The sequence below is a fragment of the Halopelagius fulvigenes genome (assembly GCF_055398025.1).
Genome location: NZ_AP043843.1, coordinates 90,321 through 111,233, shown reverse-complemented (window position 1 = coordinate 111,233; position 20,913 = coordinate 90,321). Strand labels below are relative to the sequence as shown.

Genomic DNA, 20,913 nt, shown 5'->3' with positions numbered 1-20,913 from the left:
CCGTGTCGTTTTATCCTGACGACGGGTCAAATGACGAAAAACTCCGAGAGAGAGTTTCTGCAACTGTTTCTCATTCTCCGCGACCAGCCGGTATGCCGGACTTACCGGCTCCGGTACGCGGTGATTACCAATTCGGGCGGGGTAGTAAGAGGCGATTACATAAGGTGGGTACTCTCAAAGGGAACTCTATGGCAGCGAGCACGCATTGGGTGGCATCGACGCCCCTCCAACTGGAGGACGTAGACAGTGACGATCTCCTCGACTCCCTCGGCGACGAGGTGGCGCGAGAAATCTTGGTCGCGGGCAAGCGCGGTGCGGTCACCGCAGAGGAACTCGCGGAGCGGTGCGACGTCTCGGAGTCGACGATATATCGACGCCTCGACCGGCTGAACGAACTCGGTCTCGTCGAACGGTGCAACCCCCTTCTCAGCGCGTCGAAGGGGTCCTATCGCACGCGCATCGACGGCGTGTCCATCCAGATAGACGAAGACGAGATGCAGGTGCAGCAGGGACCGAGCGACTGCACCGAGGACGCCCTCGAAACCGTCATGGACGTCGTGGACGTCCAGCACGTGAGTTACGACGCGGACGACGAACTCGTCGACGTGCAGTTCAAACTCGAACCCGAACTCTTCGAGAAGTTCATGCAAGTGTACAGTCGCTCGCGCGACTGCTGAGGCCGCACTGACCCCGTAGCCGGTAGTTCTCTCGTTTCCCGTGGCTCTTCGGTCGCGGGACGATTCCGTTCGAAAAACCCGAGAGCGCCGCCAGCCGGCGGTTCAGCGGTCGCGGGTGACCGACTCGCCGGGGCGGACGGTCGCGCCCGGCGAGAGGACCACGCCCGCGTTGAGACTGCTGTTTATCCCCGTCTTCGCGCCGCCGCCGACGACGACGCCCATCTTCCGGCGTCCGGTCGAGACGCGTTCGCCCTTGACGGTCACCTTCACGTCCTCGCCGTCGTGCCGCAGGTTCGCGACCTGCGTTCCGGCCCCGAAGTTCACGTCGCGTCCGAGGACGCTGTCGCCGACGTACGAGAGGTGACCCGCCGTCGCGCCCGCCATCAGGACGCTGTTTTTCACTTCGACGGCGTGTCCGACCTTCGCGTTCGGGCGGAGGAGCGTCGCGCCGCGGACGTACGCGTTCGGACCGACGGTGGCCCCCGACTGAATCAGCGCGGGTCCCTCGACGACGACGCCGGAGCGAACGGTCGCGCCCTCCTCGACGACGACGGGGCCGTTCAGTTCGGCGTCGTCGCTCACGTCGCCGTCGATGCGCGTCTCCAGTTCCGCGAGCTTCCACTCGTTGGCCTCGAGCAGTTCCCACGGGCGGCCGACATCCAACCACCGCTCGAACGCGACGGCGCGCACCTCGCTCTGTTCGCAGAGGCGGTCCAGCACGTCCGTCAGTTCGAGTTCGCCCCGCTCGGACTCCTCGACGTCGCGAAGCCACGCGCCCGCCTCCGCGGGGAAGACGTACGCGCCGGTGTTGACGAGGTTCGACGGCGGGTCGTCCGGTTTCTCGACGACGCCGGAGACGAGGCCCGCGCCGTCGGTTCGGAGGACGCCGTAGGAGGTGGGATCTTCCACCTCGAACGACCCGACCGCGGGGCCGCCGTCGTAGAGTTCTCCGAGCGACGGCACGTCGTAGAGGGCGTCGCCGTTCAGGACGGCGAACGGGCCGTCGTCGAGAACTTCGAGCGCCGACTTGACGGCGTCGGCGGTTCCGCGCTGTTCCTCTTGGACGGCGTAGCGGACGGGGACGCCCGCGTACTCCTCGCCGAAGTACTCTCGGACGTCCTCGGACCGGTAGCCGACCACGAGGACGATTTCGGACGCGCCGGCTTCGACGGCTGTCTCTACGGTGTGTGCGACGAGGGGGCGGCCGGCGACCGGAAGCATCGGTTTCGGCCGCTCCTCGGTGAGCGGACCCATTCGACTGCCGACGCCTGCCGCGAGAACGACTGTCTGCATACCGGGCGTACGCGGCATCGCGGAAAATGTATTTGCGGACTACGGTCGACCGGCGCGAGATTAGGAGGCGTCTACTCGCCGTCTTCGGACGGGCGCGTTCGCGACCGGTCGCCGGCCGGTCCGTCCGTCCGTCGCCGGCGCTCGCCGACGCACTTCGACCGTTCCAACAATTTCACGTCTGGAACACTGTCTCTATAGGGTGTTATTCCGCTTGTATTCGAGTTAATCGCGTACTATCCGTCTGAATTGTCCCGGCCGGCGCTCAACGGTCTGGATCGGACCGAGACGGTGTAAACTGTCAAATAGGTGGGTCGCATCTCGCTCGGCATGTCGCTGATGGACCTCGTCGCCGGCGTCGAAGGCGCGGAGAAGACGCTCACGGCGTTCAACCCGGAAGATGGCGTCCTCGAGGAACTCCGAGAACGGTTCGCCGACCGCAACCTCGCGGTGGTGGCGCGGACGACGCTCGGCGGACCGCGGAACTTCGTGGTCCTGAGCCATCGGGGGTCGTTCGTCACCGCCCTCGACGCGGCGGAACTGCTGCGCGACGACTCCCCGGACGCGTCCGAGTCCGCGCCGACGGCGTACCGGTCCATACTCGACCACCTCGACGAGACGACGTTCACCTCCTACGACCGGCGGCGGATGCTCGCGGCGTCGCGCGAGATAGAGGACCGGGCGTGGCGGGTCGGCGAGGGGTCGCTCCACGCCGGCTTTCAGGCGGTCGAACACCTCGAACGACAGCGAGAGACGTACGAACGCCTCGGCGGCCGCGACGGACTCTCCGTTCACGCCTACGTCCGTCCGAGCGCGCGCGTTCGATCCGTCGAGAACGTCCGACTCCACCTCGAACGGAGCGCCGAGATTCGGGACACGTGGTTCGTCGCATTCGACGGCGGGTCCGAGGCGGACAATCGGTGCGCGCTTCTGGCGGAAGAACGCGACCCGGGGCGATTCTACGGGTTCTGGACGTACGACCCGGACACGGTCGAGTACGTGATAGACCACCTCCGAACGTCGTACGCACTCCCGGAACCGGACGGCGACGCGGGTCGGTGCTGACCCGAGTTCACGCGCTCCGATCGCACCTCGGACAGAGGGTCGTCGCGGAGAGGGCGAGCGTTCCGGTGGACTTGCGGGTCAGTTCTGCGCCGCACTGTTCGCACCGGGGTGGGGGACTGGTCGATTCGGTCATCACGCCACTGTGTCTCACGCGTGGTCTTGGGTGTATCGGCGCTTTCACCGACCCGGCCGCCGACAACCGTTTCGTCCGGTCTCGCTCCTCACCGGTCGAGAGTGGATACTGTCACTACATACACATAATTCAACATCGAGAGACATTATCTATTCCTTACAGTCTTAGGCATGTAACGGAGTGACGGAAAAAGCACGAACGGAATGTTGCCCGCACGTTCACCGCACCTCCGGACGCGTTCGTTCTCCAGCCGAACGGGGGTGGGTCGTAGTTCAGACGGCGTACTCGTCCAGTTCGCTCACCAACGCCCGCGAGAGCACCGTGTTCGCGGCCCGGCGGACGAGTTCCGACGCCGCCTGCTGACTGATTCCGAGTTCGCTCGCGATGTCCGAGAGCGTCGTCCGCCGCGGCACCTCGAAGTAGCCCTCTCTGAGGGCGATAGTGAGCGCTTTTCGCTGTCCCTCGCTGAGTTCGCGCACGGGGTTGGGGCCGGGTCGGATGCCGCCGAATATCCGTCGAACGTCGACGTCCACGCGGCAGGCGTCGCAGATCTTCCGAAACCGGGAGAGGGCGGCGTGTTCGGCGAACCGGACGCGCCAGAACCAGCGGTTCGCCCCGGCTTTCCCTCGGATAGTGAGAACCGCACCGCCCACCTCGCGTACGAGGGTCGAGAAGTCGTCGTCCGATTCGACCCACTCCGCCAGGTAGATCGCCTCGTCGTCGTCGTCGCCGACGAGTTCGAGGGTTTCGACCGATTCGTGGGACCGAACGGTCTCTTCGAACTGCGCCTGATCGTCGGCGACGACCCGGATGTAGGGAGTGGCGGTTCGGTCCAACGGGACGACTCGTTCGGCCTCGACGCTGGCGGGCCCGGCGTTCGCCGTCGCACGACCGAGGGGGAACGACTCGGCTGACGCGTCTAACTCCAAGGTCACGGCCATCGGTTGTACGAGTGCCTCAAAAAACAAATACTTACTCACCCCTCGTGTGGCCGTTCTATCGCCCCCGAAGCCGTAGTACGTTAGATTCGCGAACTGAACTAGTATGCTCAATTACTATTTCTCAGTTCCTTCGGTTATATACGGCATGTCATTACAAGGGACAGTAGGAAGCAGATTTGGTAACGTGTAACAAACATGTCCGTCCATCCCCCTCGGTCAGCTAGTGCATCGCCCCCGACGTGGGATACGCTGTTCGAAGTTCTCAGTTCGTCGCGCCGCCGTCGCCTCCTCGCCCTCCTGTACGACGAACCAGAGGCGCGGGTGTCGCGCGTCGCCGACCGAATCGCGGCGCTGGAGGGGGACTGCCCGGCGTCGGAACTCGCCCCGGAGGAGACGGCGTCGCTCCGTACGTCGCTTCACCACGTCCACCTTCCGGCCCTACAGGAGGCGGGACTCGTCTCGTGGGACCGTCGGGCGCGCACGGTCACACTGCTTCCGGAGGCGCGGGAACTTCCGCTCTTCGAGTCGGTCGACCGACCGCTCGTCTCGCTTCGAGGGGCCGTCACGGAGGTGCAGACGGATGTCTAGCGACGACCGGAACGGCGTCGCCTCCCGCATCGAGTGCACCGAGTGCGGTGCCATCCTCGGCACCGCACTCGTCCACGGACTCACGGCCCGCGGCCCGGACGGACCGTACGGACAGTTCGACTGCCCGGCGTGCGGCGCGCGAATCGTCCTCCCCGAGGACACCTGACCGGACGTTCGTCCGACCGTACGCGGCGCAGGACGCACCGTTTCGTGAGGGTGGAGAGGCGGCAGTGAAACGTATCTATTCGGATAGTATCCTACTATTACTAGTACGAAAATATACATTCTCCGGTGACATTACCATTTGGACGGGTTATCACGGACCCTCCACGACGCCGGGGAGAGAGAACTCGGATACGTGCACTGCTCTCCGTATTCTGGTTGTCCCACCACCTTTGTTCGCTCCCGTCTTCCACGGAGGCCCCTCCCTCGGTCGAATGGCGGGCGGGACGCTCGACTCCTCGCGGAGAACCGACGGAGACGGACCCCCTTCTGTTCGCGGCGGTCGCGACCGAAGAATTCGTTACAGGGCTAACGCTGTAACGGAAAAAATCAGCACCCGGCGGCGGGATCCGCCGGCGAAGAGATCGGACGCCGCCCGGGTTCACCGCGGCGGGCGGAGGCGGTAGTAGCGCTTGTTGAGGCCGTACATGTACCCTTCGCGCATCGTCTTCAGCACGGCGTAGGTGACGAAGAACATCACGATGGGGAGGACGAACGTGAGGTCGAACAGCAAGTCCACGTTCATCGGCACCAAGTTCTTGATAGCCAGTATCGAGATGGTGAACGCGAAGGTGACGCCGCCGACGCCGACGGCCGCCCAGAACGGCTGTTCGACCGGCCGTCGCGCGCTTCCCTTGTTGAGGAACGGCACCATCGCGATGATGCCGACGACGACGACGTTCGCTAACACCCCGTACGTCCGGTCGGCCGTCAGCTTCTGCCCACCGAGGACGGCCAATTCGGGGTTCAGCGGACCGAGCTTCAACAGGCCGAACGACCAGTAGAGGTACCAGTCCGGCAGGATGATGGCCGGCGTGGAACTGGGGTTCGCCGGCGCGCCGATGTGCGGCGGCATCGTCGCCGAGAGGAACAGCATGATGCCGACGAAGAAGCTCGCGATAGAGAGGTTGCGAATCATCTCGTGGGGCCACGTCGGGAAGCCCAGCACGTCGCGTTCGACGTAGTCGGACTCCTGACGCAGGTCCTGGTCCTCGCGGCGGGAGCGCTCGAAGTACTCGTACGTGAGTCGGCTGAGCCCCTGCGAGCGCTGTTTGCGCTCCCGCCACGTCGGCGTCTCGTCGTCGGGGGCGACCGGAAGACCCGACCCGTCCGTTCGCCCGGAGTCGTCCGGTGTTCGGTCGTCCTCGGTCATGGCGCGTACACACGTGATAACGTGCGTCCCAGACGAATAGGCATTTTTCCCGACGGGGCGACACGTCCTCTCCGTTGTTCTGTCCGGATAGTTAGAAATTCGAAGGGGGGAGGAATCGTCTCCCCTCCGGCACACTTGCTATATCTGTATCCCATTTACCGGAAATCTGACTCGACTTCGGGGCTCCGTCGGTGGACCGTCTCCGCTCTCCGCCGGTCCGCCGCCGACCGTCGGGAGTTCAGCGGACACGGTGGTGTGGCCGACGAACGGGATCGGTCGCCGCGTCAGTCGCCTTCGACGTCCGAAGCGACGGTTCGTTCCGCCCACGAGCGACCGGTGCTGTCGGAAACGACGACCACCGGAACCTGCGCGCTCTCGGCGACGGATTCGGTCGTCGAACCCGAGACGAACCGGCGTAGTCGACCCTTCGTCGGCGCGCCCATGACCACGGCGTCGTAGTACCCCGCTTGGCGGACGAGAACGTCGGCCACGTCCGTCTCCGGTTCCGCTTCGAGCGACCACGTATCGACCCGGTCGAACGAGGAGAGCCTCGAACTCGCCTCCGAGAGGACGGCCCGCCCCGCGCCGCGGTCCGCCTCCGTCGCGTCGGCCGAGAAGACGTACAGCAGGTCTATCCACGCGCCGGTGGCGGCGGCTAACGCTCTCGCGGCGTCCACGGCGAGACCCGAGTGCGGGCCGCCTGCGACGGGGACGAGAATCGACCGAACGCCGTCGAGGCTCCCTCGACCGTTCGGCCGCACCACGTCGACGTCCACCTCCGCCGCGATTCGCTCGCCCGTCGAGGGCCGAAGCCCGGACAACACCCCGTCGGACGGCGGTTCCTCCACGACGACGGTTCTCGCTCCGACGCTCGACACCGCGCGTTCGACCGCGGCGGCGACGGTGTTTCCGGTTCTGACGATTCCGGTCGCGGAGACGGACCCGTCGGAGGCGTTCCGCGCCCGCGCGGCGCGTTCCTCCGCCAGAGACGACTCCTCCGCGGAGTCGTCGAGCGGTTGGGTGGGAACGGGGTCGAGGAACACGAGTTCGCGCCCCGTCGCGTCCGCGAGGGCGACGGCGTACGTGAACGCCTGCGTCGATTCCTCGCTCCGTATCGGCACGAGAATCGGACCCGCTTCGTCGCTCCCCCCGTCGTGTCGGGGTTTCACCGACCCTCGCGTTGAGGGGGACGAGCGATTCCCGTCCGTCAGGAGGTCCGACGACAGGTCGTCGCTCGGTTTCGCGTCCATGGCACGTGCAACTCTCGAACACACATAAGCGCATCGGAGACTCACGGAGCTGTGACGCTCCGTGCGCGGAGGGTTGACTTTCGCGCGTCGATTCGACGCAGAATCGGGGGCCGGCGGTCCGTTCGACTCCCGCCGTCCGTTACGACGCTCATAACGAGTTGCGCCGGGTTCGTCGCGAGACGCACTCGCGTCCGAAGAATCGGACTCATCGGCTTCGCGGGGAGAAACGGCCGGGAGCGCTCCGCGTTCGATTCCGCCGCCGCGTCTGTCACCCCGGTTCTGTGCGCCGAAGTTCCCGCCTACTCCGAACAATCAGTCTATAACAAAGTCCGCCTGAGGATACGTTACACCGAAGGCCGTACCGACAGCCGCGCGCCGCGGACCGAGAAGGGGGCGTCCCCGCCGGGCAGTTCGCCCCCGACGCGCGGTTGCGCCGCGACGGAGGGTGGCCATCGAAGATATCTCATCTATGTACAACGGAAACCGAATCGCAGTCGTCGTACCAGCATACAACGAGGAGGGGTTCGTCGGTAGGACCATCGAGACCACCCCGTCGTTCGTCGACCGAGTGTACGCGGTGGACGACGGTTCGACGGACGGGACGTGGGACGAGATTCGGCGAACCACGCGGCGACTGAACGCCGACAAAGAGAAGGCGATGATCGCCGACGGCGGACACCATGACGGCGAGTTCGTCGTCCCCCTCCGCCACGAGACGAACCGCGGCGTCGGCGCGAGCATCAAAACCGGCTACCGCGCCGCCATGGAGGACGATATGGACGTGGTCGCGGTGATGAACGGCGACGCGCAGATGGACCCCTCGATACTCCATCGGTTCGTCGACCCCATCGTCGAGGGCCGCGCCGACTACGCGAAGGGCGACCGGATAAGCAGGCGGGAGAACGTCGGCGAGATGAGTCGGTGGCGTCTGTTCGGCAACCACCTGCTCACGTCGCTCACCAACCTCTCCAGCGGATACTGGCGGACCGTGGACTCTCAGAACGGGTACACGGCCATCTCCGTCGATGCGCTCCGCGAAATCCCGCTCGACGACGTGTACGACGAGTACGGGTTCCTCAACGACCTCCTGACGACGCTGAACCTCCACGACTTCCGCGTCGTCAACGTCCCGCACCGGGCGGTGTACGGCGACGAGGAGAGCGGTATCGTCTACCGCGAGTTCGTCCCCCGACTCTCGGGACTCCTCCTCCGGAACTTCCTCCGTCGACTCGCGGTTCGCTCCCGCGACGCCCGGTACGTGCCAGCCGTCCTCGCGTACTGTCTCGGTTTGGCCGCCGCGTTCTTCGGCGCGGGGTCGGTCCTCCGGGCCGCCGAACGCGGCGTCCGCCGTCGATACTCCTCCGGCCTCCTCCGCGGCGTCGTCACCGGCGTCTGCGGCGTCGTCCTCTTCGTCCTCGGGTGCCGGTTGGACGCCCGCGCGGCGGAACCCCTCGAAACGGAGTACACCGGCGACCGCTACGAGGCGCGCGCCGACTCCGACGCCGAGTAACGCCGCGCACCCCGTTGTTCGCCACCCGTTCTCCCTACCCTCATCTGTCGGTTCCTCGTACCCCCGCCCGTCGTCCGTTCTCCGCGTCCTCGCCCGTCGTTCCCCCGCCGTTCGCTCTTCGTCACCCGCGTTACCGCCCTTCCGACTCTCGGCGCTCTGCCGGTCGCTCGCCGCCTCCCCCGTTCGGCCGCGACGATTCCCGTTCCCTCCCGTCTTCGCTCTCCTCGTCGCCGTCGTCCTCCAGTGCTCTGCTCCGACGGACGGGGCAGCGGTGAACGGCTATCCGTGGCGGTCGCTCGCGGGAGCGAACGCCCGTGCTTCGTGATACGCAGAAAAGAATCGACGGCTCGGTCGTTCCGACGGCGCGAACGTCCGCCTCAGCGACGGGCGTTCGTGACGATGCCGCGGATGTTGCCGGTGATTCCCCAGTTGGACTGCCGGTCGAGGAACAACACGGCGACGCCGTACGCCGCCGCGCCGACGATGGCGCTCACGACGAGTTCGACGGTCGGACTGAACGACAGCATCGAATCGACGTACCAGACGACGCCGGCCATGGCGGCGCTGGCGGCGAACGGGTACGCTATCTCGCGGATTATCTCGGTGTACGTCACGTCGATCATATTGACGGTGACGTAGACGTCGAGCGGCATCATCGGGAAGATGTATATCCCGGTGACGATGGCCGCCGTCCCGACGATTCCGTACATGTCCGTCGCGGGCCAGATGAGTATCGCCATGAGGAGGACGCGAATCGCCGAGAACTTCGTGACGAGGTCGGGGCGGTCGAGCGTTTTCCACACCGGCCCGAACGCCTGTCCCAACGCCCGGAGGAAGCCGTACCCGCAGAGAATCTGCATCGGGACGATCATATCAGTCCACTGCTGGCCGAAGAAGGTCAAGACGAAGTCCGAGGCGACGACGGCGATGCCGAAGGCGACGGGCGTCGCGACGAACGCGGTCACTCGTACCGTTCGCAGGAACGCCTTCTGCAGGAGCGCGCGGTCCTCCTGTACCTTCGAGAACGCAGGGAACATCACCGACGAGATGACGTTCCCCAGCTCCGAGGCGGGGGCGTTCGAGAACCGGTACCCGTACTGGTAGAACGCCAGCGCCGCCGGTCCCAGAAGCCACCCGACGAAGGCGTCGTCGCCCTCGCTGTAGAGGAAAAAGAGGATGGACGACCCGGTTATCCACTTGCCGTAGTCCACGATGCTCTTCGCGGAGTCCCACCGGAAGTCGAGCTGCGGCCGGAACGAGTCGAGGCCGTAGGAGGCGACGAGGCGGACGACGTCGGCGGCGATGTAGCCGACGACGAGCGCCCACGCGCTCGGCCAGATGAGGGCGTAACTGACGGCGACTGCGGCCTGCGCGATGTCGCCGCCGACGCGGTAGACGAACTGCTTGTGGAAGTCGAGGTTCTTCTGGAAGTACACCATCGCGGGGTTGCGGAACCCGAGCAGAAGCGGCGAGACGCCGATGACGCGGATGAGGTCCGTCGCCCGCGGTTCGTTGAACACCATCCCCGCCAGCGGAGCGCCGGCGAAGAGGACGGCGAAGACGAGCAACCCGCGGGCGATTTCGAGAATCCAGACCGTGTTCAGGTGTTCGTCGACGTTCTCCTCGATTTGCTGTACGAGCGCGTCGTTGATGCCTATCTTCGTGAACTTCTTGACGCCGCTGAGGGTGAGAAGCGCGATACCGACGAGGCCTATCTCCGCCGGACCGACGAGGCGGGCGACGACGACGAGCATCGCCATCTGGAGGACGCGTCCGAACGCGTTCTGCCCCATCGCCCAAATCGCGCTCTTGACGACTCGCTCCGCCGTCCCACCGCTGGGGATGAGGCCCTTGATGAGCGAGCGAAGTCGACCGCTCACGGTGACCTCCTCCCGCGTGTTCGTGACTGAGCCATTTACTCGATTTGGCGTTCTACGCCTGTATGGTTATATCTGGGTTAATGTCGAACGGCTGAACACGCTTCCCTTCGCCGTATGTCAATTATTCGCTCCCTGCGTTCGTTCCGAGAGCGGAGTCGCCGGTCACCCGAGTCGCTCGACGAGTCGCCACCGCACCGCCGACAGGTCCCACCGGACGCGGTGCTCGGGTTCGTGCGCCCGGACGCGCGGCAGGAGGTGTCCGTCGTTCGACGCGGGGTCGAACAGGACGCCCCGCCGCGAGGTGACACTCACGTCGTGCGTCTCGGCGACGAGTTCCGCCGCCTCCTCGGAGTACCGGCCGTACGGGAAGCAGAACCGGTCGATATCGACGCCGAGTCGCTCCGACAGTTCGTCGTGCGCGCCGACGATTTCGGGTTCGAGGTCCGCCGGCGTAGAGAGAAGCGAGAGGTCGGGGTGCGTCCGCGTGTGATTTCCGACCGTGACGTGCTCGTCGGCCGCAACCTCGCGGAGTCGGTCCCACGACATCACGTCCGGTGCGGGACCGTCGTAGTCGTGGTGCGCCTCCGGGTCGTTGTAGCGGTCGAACTCCGCGGGCGACCGGCCGAACCGGTACGCGAGGTCGGTCCGCCCGCCGCCGACGAACGCCACCGGGACGAACAGGGTGGCCGGAACCTCGTACCGTCGAAGGAGGGGCAGAACGTTCTCGTAGAAGTCGTCGTACGCGTCGTCGAACGTCAACGCGACGCGCTTTCCGCCGTCGTCGGCGAGGACGCCGGGCAGGTCGCACACCTCGAAGTGCGTCGTCAAACACTCTAAATCGCGGCGGAACCGGCCGACCGAGACGTTCCCGTACCGCCCCGGCGACCCGACGGCGTGGTACATGAGCACGCCGTTCGCCTCGTCGGGGTAGAGGTGCGAGAACCCGAGACGCCGGTCCGCGCGCGCCAACGCCTCGAACCCCGCCCGCTCGACTCGTCGCGTCGCCCGCGACAGGATGTCGTTCTCCCGCGGCATCATCCCTCGCTGGCGGAGCGCCGCGGGTGAACGTGTACCCGTGCGAACATCTCACACCACGTTGAACCACGCGTCCACGTTACGTTCCGCGTACCCCTTGCCCACGATGTCGAGGCGGCCGTCGCCGTCTAAGTCCACCACTTTCGCCTCGTGCGTCGGGACGCCCTCCTCGATGAGTTCGGCCTCGAACGTTCCGTCGTCGGTCCGGTGGAAGACGAACTGTCGGGGCTCGTGGCCGTCTTCGAGACCCATCTCGGCGACGTATATCTCCAACTCGCCGTCGCCGTCGATGTCTGCGACTTGGAGGCTGTGGGGGTTCGAGAGGTCGTCGCGCAGGATGGTGGGCGTCCACTCCGGCGGGTCGAACAGACCGAGTCGGGCGCGGCGGTCGTCGGGGTCCTGGTACGGGAGGTCGCCCTCCGTGACGAGAATCTCGTCCTCGCCGTCGCCGTCCACGTCCGCCACGGCGAGGCGCGTCCACGGCCACCCCTCGGCGATGCTCTCGCGGTCCCACGTCCCGTCGCCGTTCCGGTGGAACACGTTGGGGCCGGCGAGAATCTCGACCGTCCCGTCGCCGTCCACGTCCGCGACTTCGACGCCCTCCACGTTGAGGCCCTCGGCGACTATGTGGCGGTTCTCGACCGGCCACGGTTCGCGCCGGGGGTCCTCGGGGATGTCGTAGTAGAAGACGACCGCGCTCTCTTGGGAGAGGACGACGACTTCGTCCTCGCCGTCACCGTCCACGTCGGCGACGGCGGTGTCGTGGTACTTCTCGAAGTCGTCGGTGATGAGGCGGCGCGTCCACTCCTCGCGGGGGTCGTCGGGTTGCTCGAACCAGTAGAGGTCGTGTTTGTTCAGGTTCTGCCCGGCGACGATGTCCATCCTCCCGTCGCCGGAGATGTCGCCGAGCGACCCGCCGACCGAGAGGTCGGGCGCTTTCGCCACGTCGTGTCGCTCCCATCCGGGGTTCTCGTACCAGAAGATGTTCGTCTCCAGTTGCTTTATCACTTCGCGGGTCCCCGGAAGTTTCCGGAGGTTGAGGTCCTTGCCGAGAACGGGAACCGTAAACGGGTAGATACCGCCGAGAGCGCCGACGATGACGTCGGGGAGGCCGTTCCCCGTCAGGTCGGTCGTGAGGCAGAAACTCATCTGACCGCACGGCGGGGAATCGTCGATTCGGCTGTGTTGGAACTCCATGTACGACTCAACAACGGTACGAGAGAGAGATTGTAATGACGAGGTTAACGTCCGATCGCCGAATATCGGACGTCCGAGGCGAGTTCGACCGGTCGATTCACCGGGTCGAACCGACCGTCGGCGACCCCCCTGCTTTGGACGCCGACGCCGCAGACTCGTCGTCGAAGAACTGCCGAACGAGTGCGGCACTGTCTTCGAACTTCTCGTCGGGACCGGCGTCCAGTTCGTTCTCGTAGACGACCCACTCGACGCCCGCCTTCCGCGCCGCCGAGAGGACGCGACCGGTGTCCACGATGCCGGTTCCGCGTTCGACGTCCTCGTACGCGCCGAACCGACCGGTCGGGGCCACGTCGCGGAGGTGAATCATCGGGACGCGTCCCGACACCACCTCGAACGCGGCGGCGGGGTCGAACCCCGCGGCGTACACCTCGCTGACCTCGAGTTCGAAGAACAGATCGTCGGGCGCGGTGCGGGCGACGAGGTTCCAGAAGCCGGTTTCGTCGGGGATTCGACTCCGGTCGTCGCCGCGGAACTCCGCCAGTCCGCGGGAGGCGTAGGTGGCGAGTCCGGTCGGAAGCGGCGACCGTTCGATGGCGTCCGTCACCCGGTCGGGGAGCAACGGCCAGAGGTCGTTTCTGACGTTGTGGTACCCGAGGTCGACGTCGCGGGCGTCGAGTTCGTGCGAGAGGTCGGCGAGGCGGTACGAGAACTCGCGGACGTTCCACCGACTGCGGAAGTGCCACGGCGAGACGCGGGAGACGACGAGGCGGTCACAGCCGACCGTCTCGCACCGGTCGAGCAGGTCGTTCTCCCCTTCGACGGCCGCCGCTATCGTCGAGAGGTCGGCGTGGGCGGCGACGGGTTCGACGCTCGACTCGTCCAGGGCGTCGGCGACGGCGTCGGGGTCGGCACCGCGGAAACGGTCGGCGAACTCGACGCCCTCGAACCCCGACTCGCCGACGCGCCGAATCACGTCGGGGAGCGAATCCGAGGACTCTCGGACGCTGTGCAGTTGGAACGCGGGACGGAGCCTACGCTTCATACTCTCGAACTCTTTCATGTAAGCATTGTTATACGGTTGTTAAGCGGCTTCGGGCGTTCGACCGCCGGCGAGGGGTCGCGGCTAGCGGCTCTCTCCCCGCCTTCGCCCCGTTATCCCGCCCATACTGAACGCGCCGGCACCCGTATCCCCCACCATGACCTATCGAATCGGATTCATCGGCACGGGAGCACCGGACGGCGACGGGTTCGCCATGGCGTACCGTCACGCGGAGGGGTACGAACGACTCGACGACTGCGAAATCGTCGCGTGCGCCGATTTGGTCCCCGAGAACGCGGAGGCGTTCGCCGAGGAGTACGGCGTGCCCGACTACCGCGTCTACGAGGACTACGAGGAGATGCTCTTGGAGGCGGAACCGGACGTGGTGAGCGTCTGCGTCCCGCCGGCGGCCCACGCCGACATCGTCGTCGGCGCGGCCAGAAACGGCGTGGTCCGGGCCGTCCACTGCGAGAAGCCGATGGCGCTGACGTGGGGTGACGCGAGGCGCATGGTCGAGGTGTGCGACGCCGAGGGAGTCTCTCTCACCATCAACCACCAGTACCGGTTCGCCCGCCCGTACTCCGAACCGAAGCGACTCTTAGACGAGGGGAAAGTCGGCGACCTAAAGCGAATCGAGTTCCGCGAGGAGGACCTCTACGACAACGGCACCCACGCGTTCGACCTCGCGAACTACTACAACGACGGGACGCCGGTCGAGTGGGTTCTCGGCCAGATAGACTACACCGAGGAGAACGTGCTGTTCGGCGCGCACAACGAGAATCAGGCCGTCGCGCAGTGGCGGTACGAGAACGGCGTCTACGGCATCGCGTCGACCGGTCGCGGCGAGGAGTTCGTCGGCGCTCTCTTCCGACTCGTCGGCACCGACGGTGTCATCGAAGTCGGGGAGGACGGCACCGTCTCCTACCGCCGCGACGGCGGCAAGTGGAAGACCGTCGACACCGGTCCGGACACCCGCTACCGTCCGAAACTGAGCAAACCTCGCCTCGCCCTCCGGTACCTCCTCGGGAAGGTGTCCGAGGGATGGGCGGAGCGTCTGGACGTCACCACGTACACGGAACGGGCCGTCGAGGACGTGATCGAGTCGCTCAGGACGGGCGAGGAGTCGGAACTCAACGGCCGGGATGCCCTTCGCGCGGACGAACTCATCTTCGCGACGTGGGAGTCTTCGCGCCGCCGGGGGCGGGTTGACCTCCCGTTGAAGGTAGACGACAATCCGCTCGAAGCGATGGTTGAGGCCGGCGTAGTCGGGCCCGACTCGGACCTCCCCTCGCGCGCCACGCGATGGGCGGACGTCGCGTCGGGGTCGTCGGGTTCGCTCCCCTCGCGCCTGCTTCGGCGCGTAACTCGGTCGTAACGGCCGCGTCCTCTCCTCCTCTCCCCTCCCCCGCACCCCCTCCCCTCTCCTCCTCTCCCCTCCCCCGCACCCCCTCCCCTCTCCTCCTCTCCGTGCTCCACCGCCGACGCGGCCGCGCCGCTACCGGCGGCGCAGCGAAAAATTAGCCCTCGGTGGCCGGTTGCGTCGGCGGCGCGCGAAACCGGCGTTTCCGAACTGACCCGCGACTTCCCTCTTTGGGAGACTTCGGCGCACCACCGTGTCCGGAGTTACCAACCCGAAACGACGACTGGGCCCGTCTCCCGACGGATCACGGGGCGAAGTGCTCCGTAGACACGTTGGTTTCTACCCCACCGCGTCCGCAGAAAAAAGGTAGTTCGCGCCGCGCCGTCCGAGCCGCCTGTGTCGTCCGCTATTGGACGGATTCGTTGATGAGACTCGCCGTCAGTTCCGCCACCTCGCGGCGGACGCGTTTCGCGCGGGTCAGGTCGGGTTCCGCGTCGTCGTCGGTGAGCGATTCGACGTAGTCGAGAATCTCCTCGGCGTCGCGGGAGTGGAATATCTCGCCCTCGTCGATGAGCGCCTGGTCCACCGAGATGCGCGTGCTCGGGAAGAAGGAGACCGCCGGCGTCTCCATGCGCGCGGCTTCCCGCGCCATCGTCCCGGAACCGGTGAGCATGCACCGCGCGTGCCACGCGAGTTCGAGGCCGTCGAGGGCTTGTTCGGGGACGTACACGTTCTCGGACGGAACTCCCTCGGCGAACTTCTCGTCGCCGTCGTTGCGCGGGAGGTAGACGACGTTGATGTCGCGTTCAGCCGCGCCCGCGAGGATGTCGGGGACGATGCTGCCGTCGGCGTCCACGTACGTCGCCGAGAGGGCCTCCGGGCGGACGACGATGAACTCCTCGCCGTCGAACGGCAGTCGCTCGGGGAACGTCGGGTCCGGCTCGAACGCCGCGACGTACACGTCCTCCTTGTATCCGTCGTAGGTGTGGACGCTGTCGGGGTCGGCGCCGCGTTCGGTCAGCACAGACGTCTCGAACGCCTTCGGGACGACGTTGTGCGTCGCCTGCGCTTCGAGGCGGTGGTACAGTTCCTCGGCCTTCAGGTCGTCCACGTAGGCGCAGATGTCGTTGTCCGTGAAGTGGATGGAGGGGATCCCGCGCGCCTTCGCCGCGAGGACGCACATCGCGTTCCGCGAGGAGAGCGCCACGTCCGCGGCGGGCGCGTTGAACGTCAGTTGCGCGGTTCGCATGGGAATCCCCACCTTCCGGAGCGTGGGGTTCTCGTAGTCCTTGCCGACCGTCTCGAAGTCGAATCCGACTTCGTCCGCCAGCGGCACCGTCTCCGTCTTCTCGCGGACGGTGACCTCCGTGTTGACGTTCGAGAGGCTGTCGGTGAGCGCTTTGAAGAAGAACGGGTGGCTCGGACTGGCGAGGTCCACCCACACGTTCACCGGTCGGCCCCGAGGCGTCCGTCGCGCGTCGTCGTCGTCGGCCCGCGCGAGTTCCGTCTCGCTCACGTCCATCCCTCCGCGCGCGTCGTCTCGCAGTCGTCGCTTCTCGGTTCCCTCTCCGAGACGATCGGTGTCCTCGTCATCGACTGTACAGCGGCGGAGAACGTGTTTTGTTATGCATCGGCGAACTGAAGTTAGCCCCCCTCAGACCGCGATTCAGATGTATCCGAGGTCCGCGAGGTGGTCGCTCATCGAGTCGTCGAACTCCGCGCGTTCGCGCTGTTCGGAGTACGGCAGGCCGTACGATTCGAGCCACAACTCGCACGTCTCGGCCAGTTCGTCGCGGACGTCGGAGCGGTCCTCGCTCACGTCTTCTTCCTCGTCGGGAATGGCGAACAGTTCGTCGCCGTCGGTGCTCCGGGTGTAGCGGAACTCGGGCGTCCGGACGCTCGTCACGTCGTCGGAGTGGTACGCGCTGGCGTCGAACTGTGGACCGGATTCGGCGAGTTTTCCGAACTTCCCCTGCGCGCGGGCACCGCTCCGCTGGGTGACGGCGAACTCGCGGTCGCTCTTGCACAGGTCGTAGCCGACGGGCAGGTCGAAGTCGACGCCGGCCGCCGCGAGGGCCGTCTGCATCGCGTCCGCGTGCTGGACGATGTCGTCGCGGGTGCCGGAGAGGCCGGGGACGCCGGAGACGACCATCGGAACGTGCGAGACGGCGTCTTCGACGGATATCATGTGGGCGAGAAGCCCCGACTCGCCGAGCAGTTCCCCGTGGTCGGAGGTGACGACGACGATGGGGTCGTCCAGTCGCGACTCGGCGTACTCGACGATGCGCCGCGTCGTCTGGTCCACGTTGAGTATCTCCGCGTCGTACATCGCGCGGATGGCCCTCCACTCGTCGTCGGCGAACGGGAGGCCGCGCGCCATGTGCTCGTAGAGGTGCTCGGACATGTCCATCGACGTCTCCAACGCCTCGTCGAGGCTCATATCGAAGCCGCCGGCGAACGCGTCCTGGTAGGGGAGCGGCGGGTAGTACGGGTGGTGGCTGTCGCCGAGGTGGACGTAGAGGAAGAGCGGCGTCCCCTCCTCGGCCGCCGCGCGGACGTGGCGCTTCGAGAGGGCTTCATTGAGGTAGCCGATGGAGTGCTTCCGGGTGTCGGTGGTGTAGCCCGCGGAGTATCGGCGCAGACCGGTGAGGTACCGAATCATCGTCGGGATACCCATCTCCTCGATGAGGTTCTCCTTGCCGAGGTAGTGGAAGTGGTCGAACCCCCGCGCGAGGCCCGTCACGTCGCTCAGTTGGGGGTTTGGCGAGATGCAGGCGGTTCGGTAGCCCTCCTCGCGGAACGCCTCGGCGACGGTCGGAACGTCGCTCGCGAGGCGGTCGTCTTGCGACCACGTACGGTGCGCGGAGGGGGCCAAGCCCGTCAGTATCGACGCGCTGGACGACCGGGTCCAGATGTCGTGCGAGAAGCAGTTCGTGAACGACGCGGCGTCCGACCGCGACCCGAGCGACCGAAGGAACGGCGTCGTGTCGCGGTCGTACCCGCCGAGCGAACTGTGGTCCTGACGGACGCTTTCGAGCGTTATCCAGACGACGTCTCGGGGCATTGGATACTCTTCGAAATGATATCGGGACGGATAATTCGTCAGCGACTAACGTTTCTTCCGCGCCGACGCGCTTGCAGTTATGAGCCTCCTTAGCCGGCGGATGACCGCGAGAAGAGTCCGACTCCGCGAGACTGTCCGCGGGCGGAGCGTTCCGTGCCGCTACGACTTCCGAATCAGTACTTCCGCGCGACGTCTACGAGTGCGCTCCCCTCTATCGAGAGGTGTTCGATGCCCTCCGCGACGGTAACCGCGTCGTCGTCGCCCGCATCGAGCGTCTTTCCGTGCGTGCTCGCACGGCGCGAGGCGACGAGGTCGTACGTCGCCGACTCCTCCTCGGCGGCCGCGAAGAACTCGACGTCCGCGTCGTCGCTCAGCGTCGCAGCGTCCACCTCGACGCCGTCGATCGCGACGCGCGCGTCGGTCGAGAGGCACAGGTCGGTGAGCGACCCGGTGTACTCGAAGCGGTGGAGACCGCCGGTGAGGTACCCCTCGGTGCTCGGTCCGAACGTCGCCGCCCGCCCCTCCGTGAGGTCGTCACCCGGTTCGGTGTCCCCCTCGACGGTGAACTCGTAGGTGACGCTCTCGCCCATCCACTCTATCTCCAACGTGTGCGGTTCGGCCCCCCTGTGCGCCGAACCGGCCGCGTCGTACGTGACGTCCGTGACAACCACCGACCCCTCGACGGTCCCCCCGATGCTGCCGGCCGTGTCGCCGACGACGGTGAAGCCCCCCACGACGCTGTCGCCCGTCTCGGCGAACTGAAGCCACTGGTTCCCCGCGGCCCCGGTCGGACGGAACCGCACGTCCGCTGCCGTCTCCCCCACGCCGACGAACCCGGTTCGCTCCCCCATCTCTATCGGGATGTTCACGCTGTACATCCCGGCGGGGAACTCGACGAGTACCCCGTCGTCGACGGCACCCCCCAGAGCGTCGTCTATCGGGACCGTCTCCGTCGGGTCCGCCCCCAAGTCCTCAACGGCGTTGACGCGCCGGTCGAACGTGATGTCGTTCCGCTGAAGGGTCGCGGCGACGGGAGTGCTCGTCGCTGCGGCGCCCGTGGCGACCGCCGCGGCCGCCGCCCCCAGTCGAAGTGCGTCCCGGCGACCCAGAAGCGTTCGACTCGATTCCAATCTCCGACTATCGGGCAATAGGGGCTCTGTGTGCTCGTTCTCGTCTCAGTGGGGAAGCCCAGATACTCCATTATCGTCGTGTTAACACCGAGTTAACGGCGCGTCGCGGCGGAGGGTCGAATCCGTCGCGCGCGCGGACGGCCGAAAGAAGGACTGACTCCGCGCACCGCCCTCGGCCACTATTTCAGTTCGTTTCGCACTGTTTCAGACCGCGGTAGAGCGATTCGAGGCGTTCGACCGTCACGGGCCAGGAGTACTCCTCCTCGACTCGCTCTCGGCTCTTCCGTCCCATCTCGTCCACCTGTTCGGGGTCGTTCACGAGGTCGGAGAGGCTCGCGGCGAGCGAATCGGCGTCGCCCGGAGAGACGAGGACGCCGTTGTCGTCTATCAGGCTCGGAATCGCGCCGACCGTCGTCGAGAGCAGGGCGTTCCCGCCTGCCATCGCCTCCAAGAGCGCGATGGGCAGGTTCTCGGCGTGCGTTGGGAGGACGAACACCGATCCCTCGCTGAGGAGTTCGCGCTTTCGCTCCTCGCTGACGTATCCCTCGTAGGTCACCTCGGGGTATCGTTCCGCGAGGTCCTCCGAGAGGTGAGAGAGGGGTCCGGACCCGGCGATGGTGACGCGGAACTCCTCGCTGCGCGCGGACAGTTCCTCGACGGCGTCGACGAACTCGCGGATGCCCTTCCGTTCGATGTGGTTCGAGACGAAGACGACGTGCGGCGGGCGCGCGCCGTACTCCGGTTCGTACTCGTCGGGGTCCACCGCGTTCGGAAGCACCGTCATCTTCTCCTGTCCGACCCGTGGCCCTACCACGTCGCGCCAGTACTCCGAGAGAACGATGACGTTCGCGCAGTGGTCGAAGACGACCGACTGGTACCACCGCAGGAGGCGCGAGTCGGACTGGACGAAACTGTCGAACGACGACCCGTGGACGTGGAGGATGACCGGCACGCGCCAGACGACGGCGGCGTAGAGCACGTAGAGGCTCGACTGGAAGAACGAGTACCAGTGACTGGAGTGGACGTGAAGCACGTCCGGCGGTCGCCGGAAGGGGAAGCAGAGCGCCTGCCACATTGCGTGCAACACCGCGCGGACGAACGCCAACGGGGAGTCGGTGTCGGCGACGGCCACGTCGTACACGCGGACCGAGACGCCGTCTCCGAGACGCTCCCGTTGCTCGCGGATGTACTGTGCGATGCCACCGGTCGGCTTCCCCGCCGGTCCGACCAGCATAATATCTGTTGCCCGCATTGAGTGTTCCCACGGTAGGAACGTGGATAGTAATGGAGTAGTTACGCCGCGGCCGGACGAACCGGCGCGTCTCGCGCGCCGTCGGCCGAGCGTTCGACCGTCGTCCGACGACCGGGCGGCGGCGTTA

General features: G+C 66.3%; 18 protein-coding genes. 6 read left to right on the top strand and 12 right to left on the bottom strand.

Annotation, left to right across the window (positions count from 1 at the left end; all coding sequences use genetic code 11):
- Positions 1-188: 188 nt before the first annotated feature.
- Positions 189-677 (top strand): helix-turn-helix domain-containing protein, encoded by a 489-nt coding sequence (locus ACZ522_RS01180; protein WP_464391647.1) that lies wholly within the window; start codon positions 189-191, stop codon positions 675-677.
- A gap of 102 nt (positions 678-779) precedes the next feature.
- On the opposite strand, the gene glmU is transcribed toward ACZ522_RS01180, so the two are convergent.
- On the bottom strand, positions 780-1,970 hold the full coding sequence (gene glmU, locus ACZ522_RS01175; protein WP_464391646.1) for a bifunctional sugar-1-phosphate nucleotidylyltransferase/acetyltransferase: 1,191 nt from the start codon (positions 1,968-1,970) through the stop codon (positions 780-782).
- 327 nt (positions 1,971-2,297) lie between these two features.
- Between glmU and ACZ522_RS01170 the strand changes: the two genes are divergently transcribed.
- Positions 2,298-3,032 (top strand): DICT sensory domain-containing protein, encoded by a 735-nt coding sequence (locus ACZ522_RS01170; protein WP_464391749.1) that lies wholly within the window; start codon positions 2,298-2,300, stop codon positions 3,030-3,032.
- 405 nt (positions 3,033-3,437) lie between these two features.
- On the opposite strand, the gene ACZ522_RS01165 is transcribed toward ACZ522_RS01170, so the two are convergent.
- Positions 3,438-4,106: a helix-turn-helix domain-containing protein gene (locus tag ACZ522_RS01165; protein WP_464391645.1), complete on the bottom strand. Its 669-nt coding sequence runs from the start codon at positions 4,104-4,106 to the stop codon at positions 3,438-3,440.
- A gap of 195 nt (positions 4,107-4,301) precedes the next feature.
- Between ACZ522_RS01165 and ACZ522_RS01160 the strand changes: the two genes are divergently transcribed.
- Entirely contained in the window at positions 4,302-4,694 is a 393-nt protein-coding gene (locus tag ACZ522_RS01160; protein ID WP_464391644.1) for a DUF7344 domain-containing protein, read from the top strand.
- Entirely contained in the window at positions 4,687-4,860 is a 174-nt protein-coding gene (locus ACZ522_RS01155; RefSeq protein ID WP_464391643.1) for a hypothetical protein, read from the top strand. Before ACZ522_RS01160 ends, ACZ522_RS01155 begins: the two co-directional genes overlap by 8 nt.
- A 438-nt stretch (positions 4,861-5,298) precedes the next feature.
- Here the strand turns inward: ACZ522_RS01155 and ACZ522_RS01150 are convergent, their stop codons facing one another.
- Together ACZ522_RS01150 and ACZ522_RS01145 are read right to left on the bottom strand one after the other, a co-directional pair.
- The gene (locus ACZ522_RS01150; RefSeq protein ID WP_464391642.1) at positions 5,299-6,069 is read right to left on the bottom strand and encodes a cytochrome b family protein; all 771 of its coding nucleotides are present in this window, start codon (positions 6,067-6,069) and stop codon (positions 5,299-5,301) included.
- Positions 6,070-6,353: 284 nt separating this feature from the next.
- Positions 6,354-7,319, bottom strand: coding sequence for a universal stress protein (locus tag ACZ522_RS01145; protein WP_464391641.1), 966 nt, complete (start codon positions 7,317-7,319; stop codon positions 6,354-6,356).
- 469 nt (positions 7,320-7,788) lie between these two features.
- Here ACZ522_RS01145 and ACZ522_RS01140 point away from each other — a divergent pair, with 469 nt between their 5' ends.
- Complete coding sequence (locus ACZ522_RS01140; RefSeq protein WP_464391640.1) at positions 7,789-8,829, top strand: glycosyltransferase family 2 protein; 1,041 nt, start codon at positions 7,789-7,791, stop codon at positions 8,827-8,829.
- A 377-nt stretch (positions 8,830-9,206) separates the two neighbouring features.
- Here ACZ522_RS01140 and ACZ522_RS01135 read toward each other — a convergent pair whose 3' ends face one another.
- From ACZ522_RS01135 to ACZ522_RS01120, 4 genes are all read right to left on the bottom strand, one after another.
- The gene (locus ACZ522_RS01135) at positions 9,207-10,709 is read right to left on the bottom strand and encodes a lipopolysaccharide biosynthesis protein (protein ID WP_464391639.1); all 1,503 of its coding nucleotides are present in this window, start codon (positions 10,707-10,709) and stop codon (positions 9,207-9,209) included.
- 162 nt (positions 10,710-10,871) lie between these two features.
- Positions 10,872-11,744, bottom strand: coding sequence for a polysaccharide deacetylase family protein (locus ACZ522_RS01130; RefSeq protein ID WP_464391638.1), 873 nt, complete (start codon positions 11,742-11,744; stop codon positions 10,872-10,874).
- A gap of 51 nt (positions 11,745-11,795) precedes the next feature.
- Positions 11,796-12,941, bottom strand: a complete 1,146-nt coding sequence (locus ACZ522_RS01125) for an FG-GAP repeat domain-containing protein (RefSeq protein WP_464391637.1) — start codon at positions 12,939-12,941, stop codon at positions 11,796-11,798.
- Between the two features lie 97 nt (positions 12,942-13,038).
- Positions 13,039-13,983: a sugar phosphate isomerase/epimerase family protein gene (locus ACZ522_RS01120; protein WP_464391747.1), complete on the bottom strand. Its 945-nt coding sequence runs from the start codon at positions 13,981-13,983 to the stop codon at positions 13,039-13,041.
- Positions 13,984-14,137: 154 nt separating this feature from the next.
- Between ACZ522_RS01120 and ACZ522_RS01115 the strand changes: the two genes are divergently transcribed.
- A complete protein-coding gene (locus ACZ522_RS01115; protein ID WP_464391746.1) occupies positions 14,138-15,355 on the top strand; it encodes a Gfo/Idh/MocA family protein in 1,218 nt (405 codons plus the stop codon).
- Positions 15,356-15,746: 391 nt separating this feature from the next.
- Here the strand turns inward: ACZ522_RS01115 and ACZ522_RS01110 are convergent, their stop codons facing one another.
- From ACZ522_RS01110 to ACZ522_RS01095, 4 genes are all read right to left on the bottom strand, one after another.
- Complete coding sequence (locus ACZ522_RS01110; protein ID WP_464391745.1) at positions 15,747-16,856, bottom strand: DUF354 domain-containing protein; 1,110 nt, start codon at positions 16,854-16,856, stop codon at positions 15,747-15,749.
- Between the two features lie 150 nt (positions 16,857-17,006).
- Positions 17,007-18,404, bottom strand: a complete 1,398-nt coding sequence (locus ACZ522_RS01105) for a sulfatase (protein ID WP_464391744.1) — start codon at positions 18,402-18,404, stop codon at positions 17,007-17,009.
- A 173-nt stretch (positions 18,405-18,577) separates the two neighbouring features.
- Entirely contained in the window at positions 18,578-19,534 is a 957-nt protein-coding gene (locus tag ACZ522_RS01100) for a hypothetical protein (protein ID WP_464391743.1), read from the bottom strand.
- Positions 19,535-19,718: 184 nt separating this feature from the next.
- Positions 19,719-20,786: a glycosyltransferase family 4 protein gene (locus tag ACZ522_RS01095; protein WP_464391742.1), complete on the bottom strand. Its 1,068-nt coding sequence runs from the start codon at positions 20,784-20,786 to the stop codon at positions 19,719-19,721.
- Positions 20,787-20,913 lie beyond the last annotated feature (127 nt).

Coding starts and splice junctions, on each gene's coding strand:
- ACZ522_RS01180 (WP_464391647.1), top strand. CDS start 189: ATGGCAGCGAGCACGCATTGGGTGGCATCGACGCCCCTCCAACTGGAG.
- glmU (WP_464391646.1), bottom strand. CDS start 1,970: ATGCAGACAGTCGTTCTCGCGGCAGGCGTCGGCAGTCGAATGGGTCCG.
- ACZ522_RS01170 (WP_464391749.1), top strand. CDS start 2,298: ATGTCGCTGATGGACCTCGTCGCCGGCGTCGAAGGCGCGGAGAAGACG.
- ACZ522_RS01165 (WP_464391645.1), bottom strand. CDS start 4,106: ATGGCCGTGACCTTGGAGTTAGACGCGTCAGCCGAGTCGTTCCCCCTC.
- ACZ522_RS01160 (WP_464391644.1), top strand. CDS start 4,302: ATGTCCGTCCATCCCCCTCGGTCAGCTAGTGCATCGCCCCCGACGTGG.
- ACZ522_RS01155 (WP_464391643.1), top strand. CDS start 4,687: ATGTCTAGCGACGACCGGAACGGCGTCGCCTCCCGCATCGAGTGCACC.
- ACZ522_RS01150 (WP_464391642.1), bottom strand. CDS start 6,069: ATGACCGAGGACGACCGAACACCGGACGACTCCGGGCGAACGGACGGG.
- ACZ522_RS01145 (WP_464391641.1), bottom strand. CDS start 7,319: ATGGACGCGAAACCGAGCGACGACCTGTCGTCGGACCTCCTGACGGAC.
- ACZ522_RS01140 (WP_464391640.1), top strand. CDS start 7,789: ATGTACAACGGAAACCGAATCGCAGTCGTCGTACCAGCATACAACGAG.
- ACZ522_RS01130 (WP_464391638.1), bottom strand. CDS start 11,744: ATGCCGCGGGAGAACGACATCCTGTCGCGGGCGACGCGACGAGTCGAG.
- ACZ522_RS01125 (WP_464391637.1), bottom strand. CDS start 12,941: ATGGAGTTCCAACACAGCCGAATCGACGATTCCCCGCCGTGCGGTCAG.
- ACZ522_RS01120 (WP_464391747.1), bottom strand. CDS start 13,983: ATGAAGCGTAGGCTCCGTCCCGCGTTCCAACTGCACAGCGTCCGAGAG.
- ACZ522_RS01115 (WP_464391746.1), top strand. CDS start 14,138: ATGACCTATCGAATCGGATTCATCGGCACGGGAGCACCGGACGGCGAC.
- ACZ522_RS01105 (WP_464391744.1), bottom strand. CDS start 18,404: ATGCCCCGAGACGTCGTCTGGATAACGCTCGAAAGCGTCCGTCAGGAC.
- ACZ522_RS01095 (WP_464391742.1), bottom strand. CDS start 20,786: ATGCGGGCAACAGATATTATGCTGGTCGGACCGGCGGGGAAGCCGACC.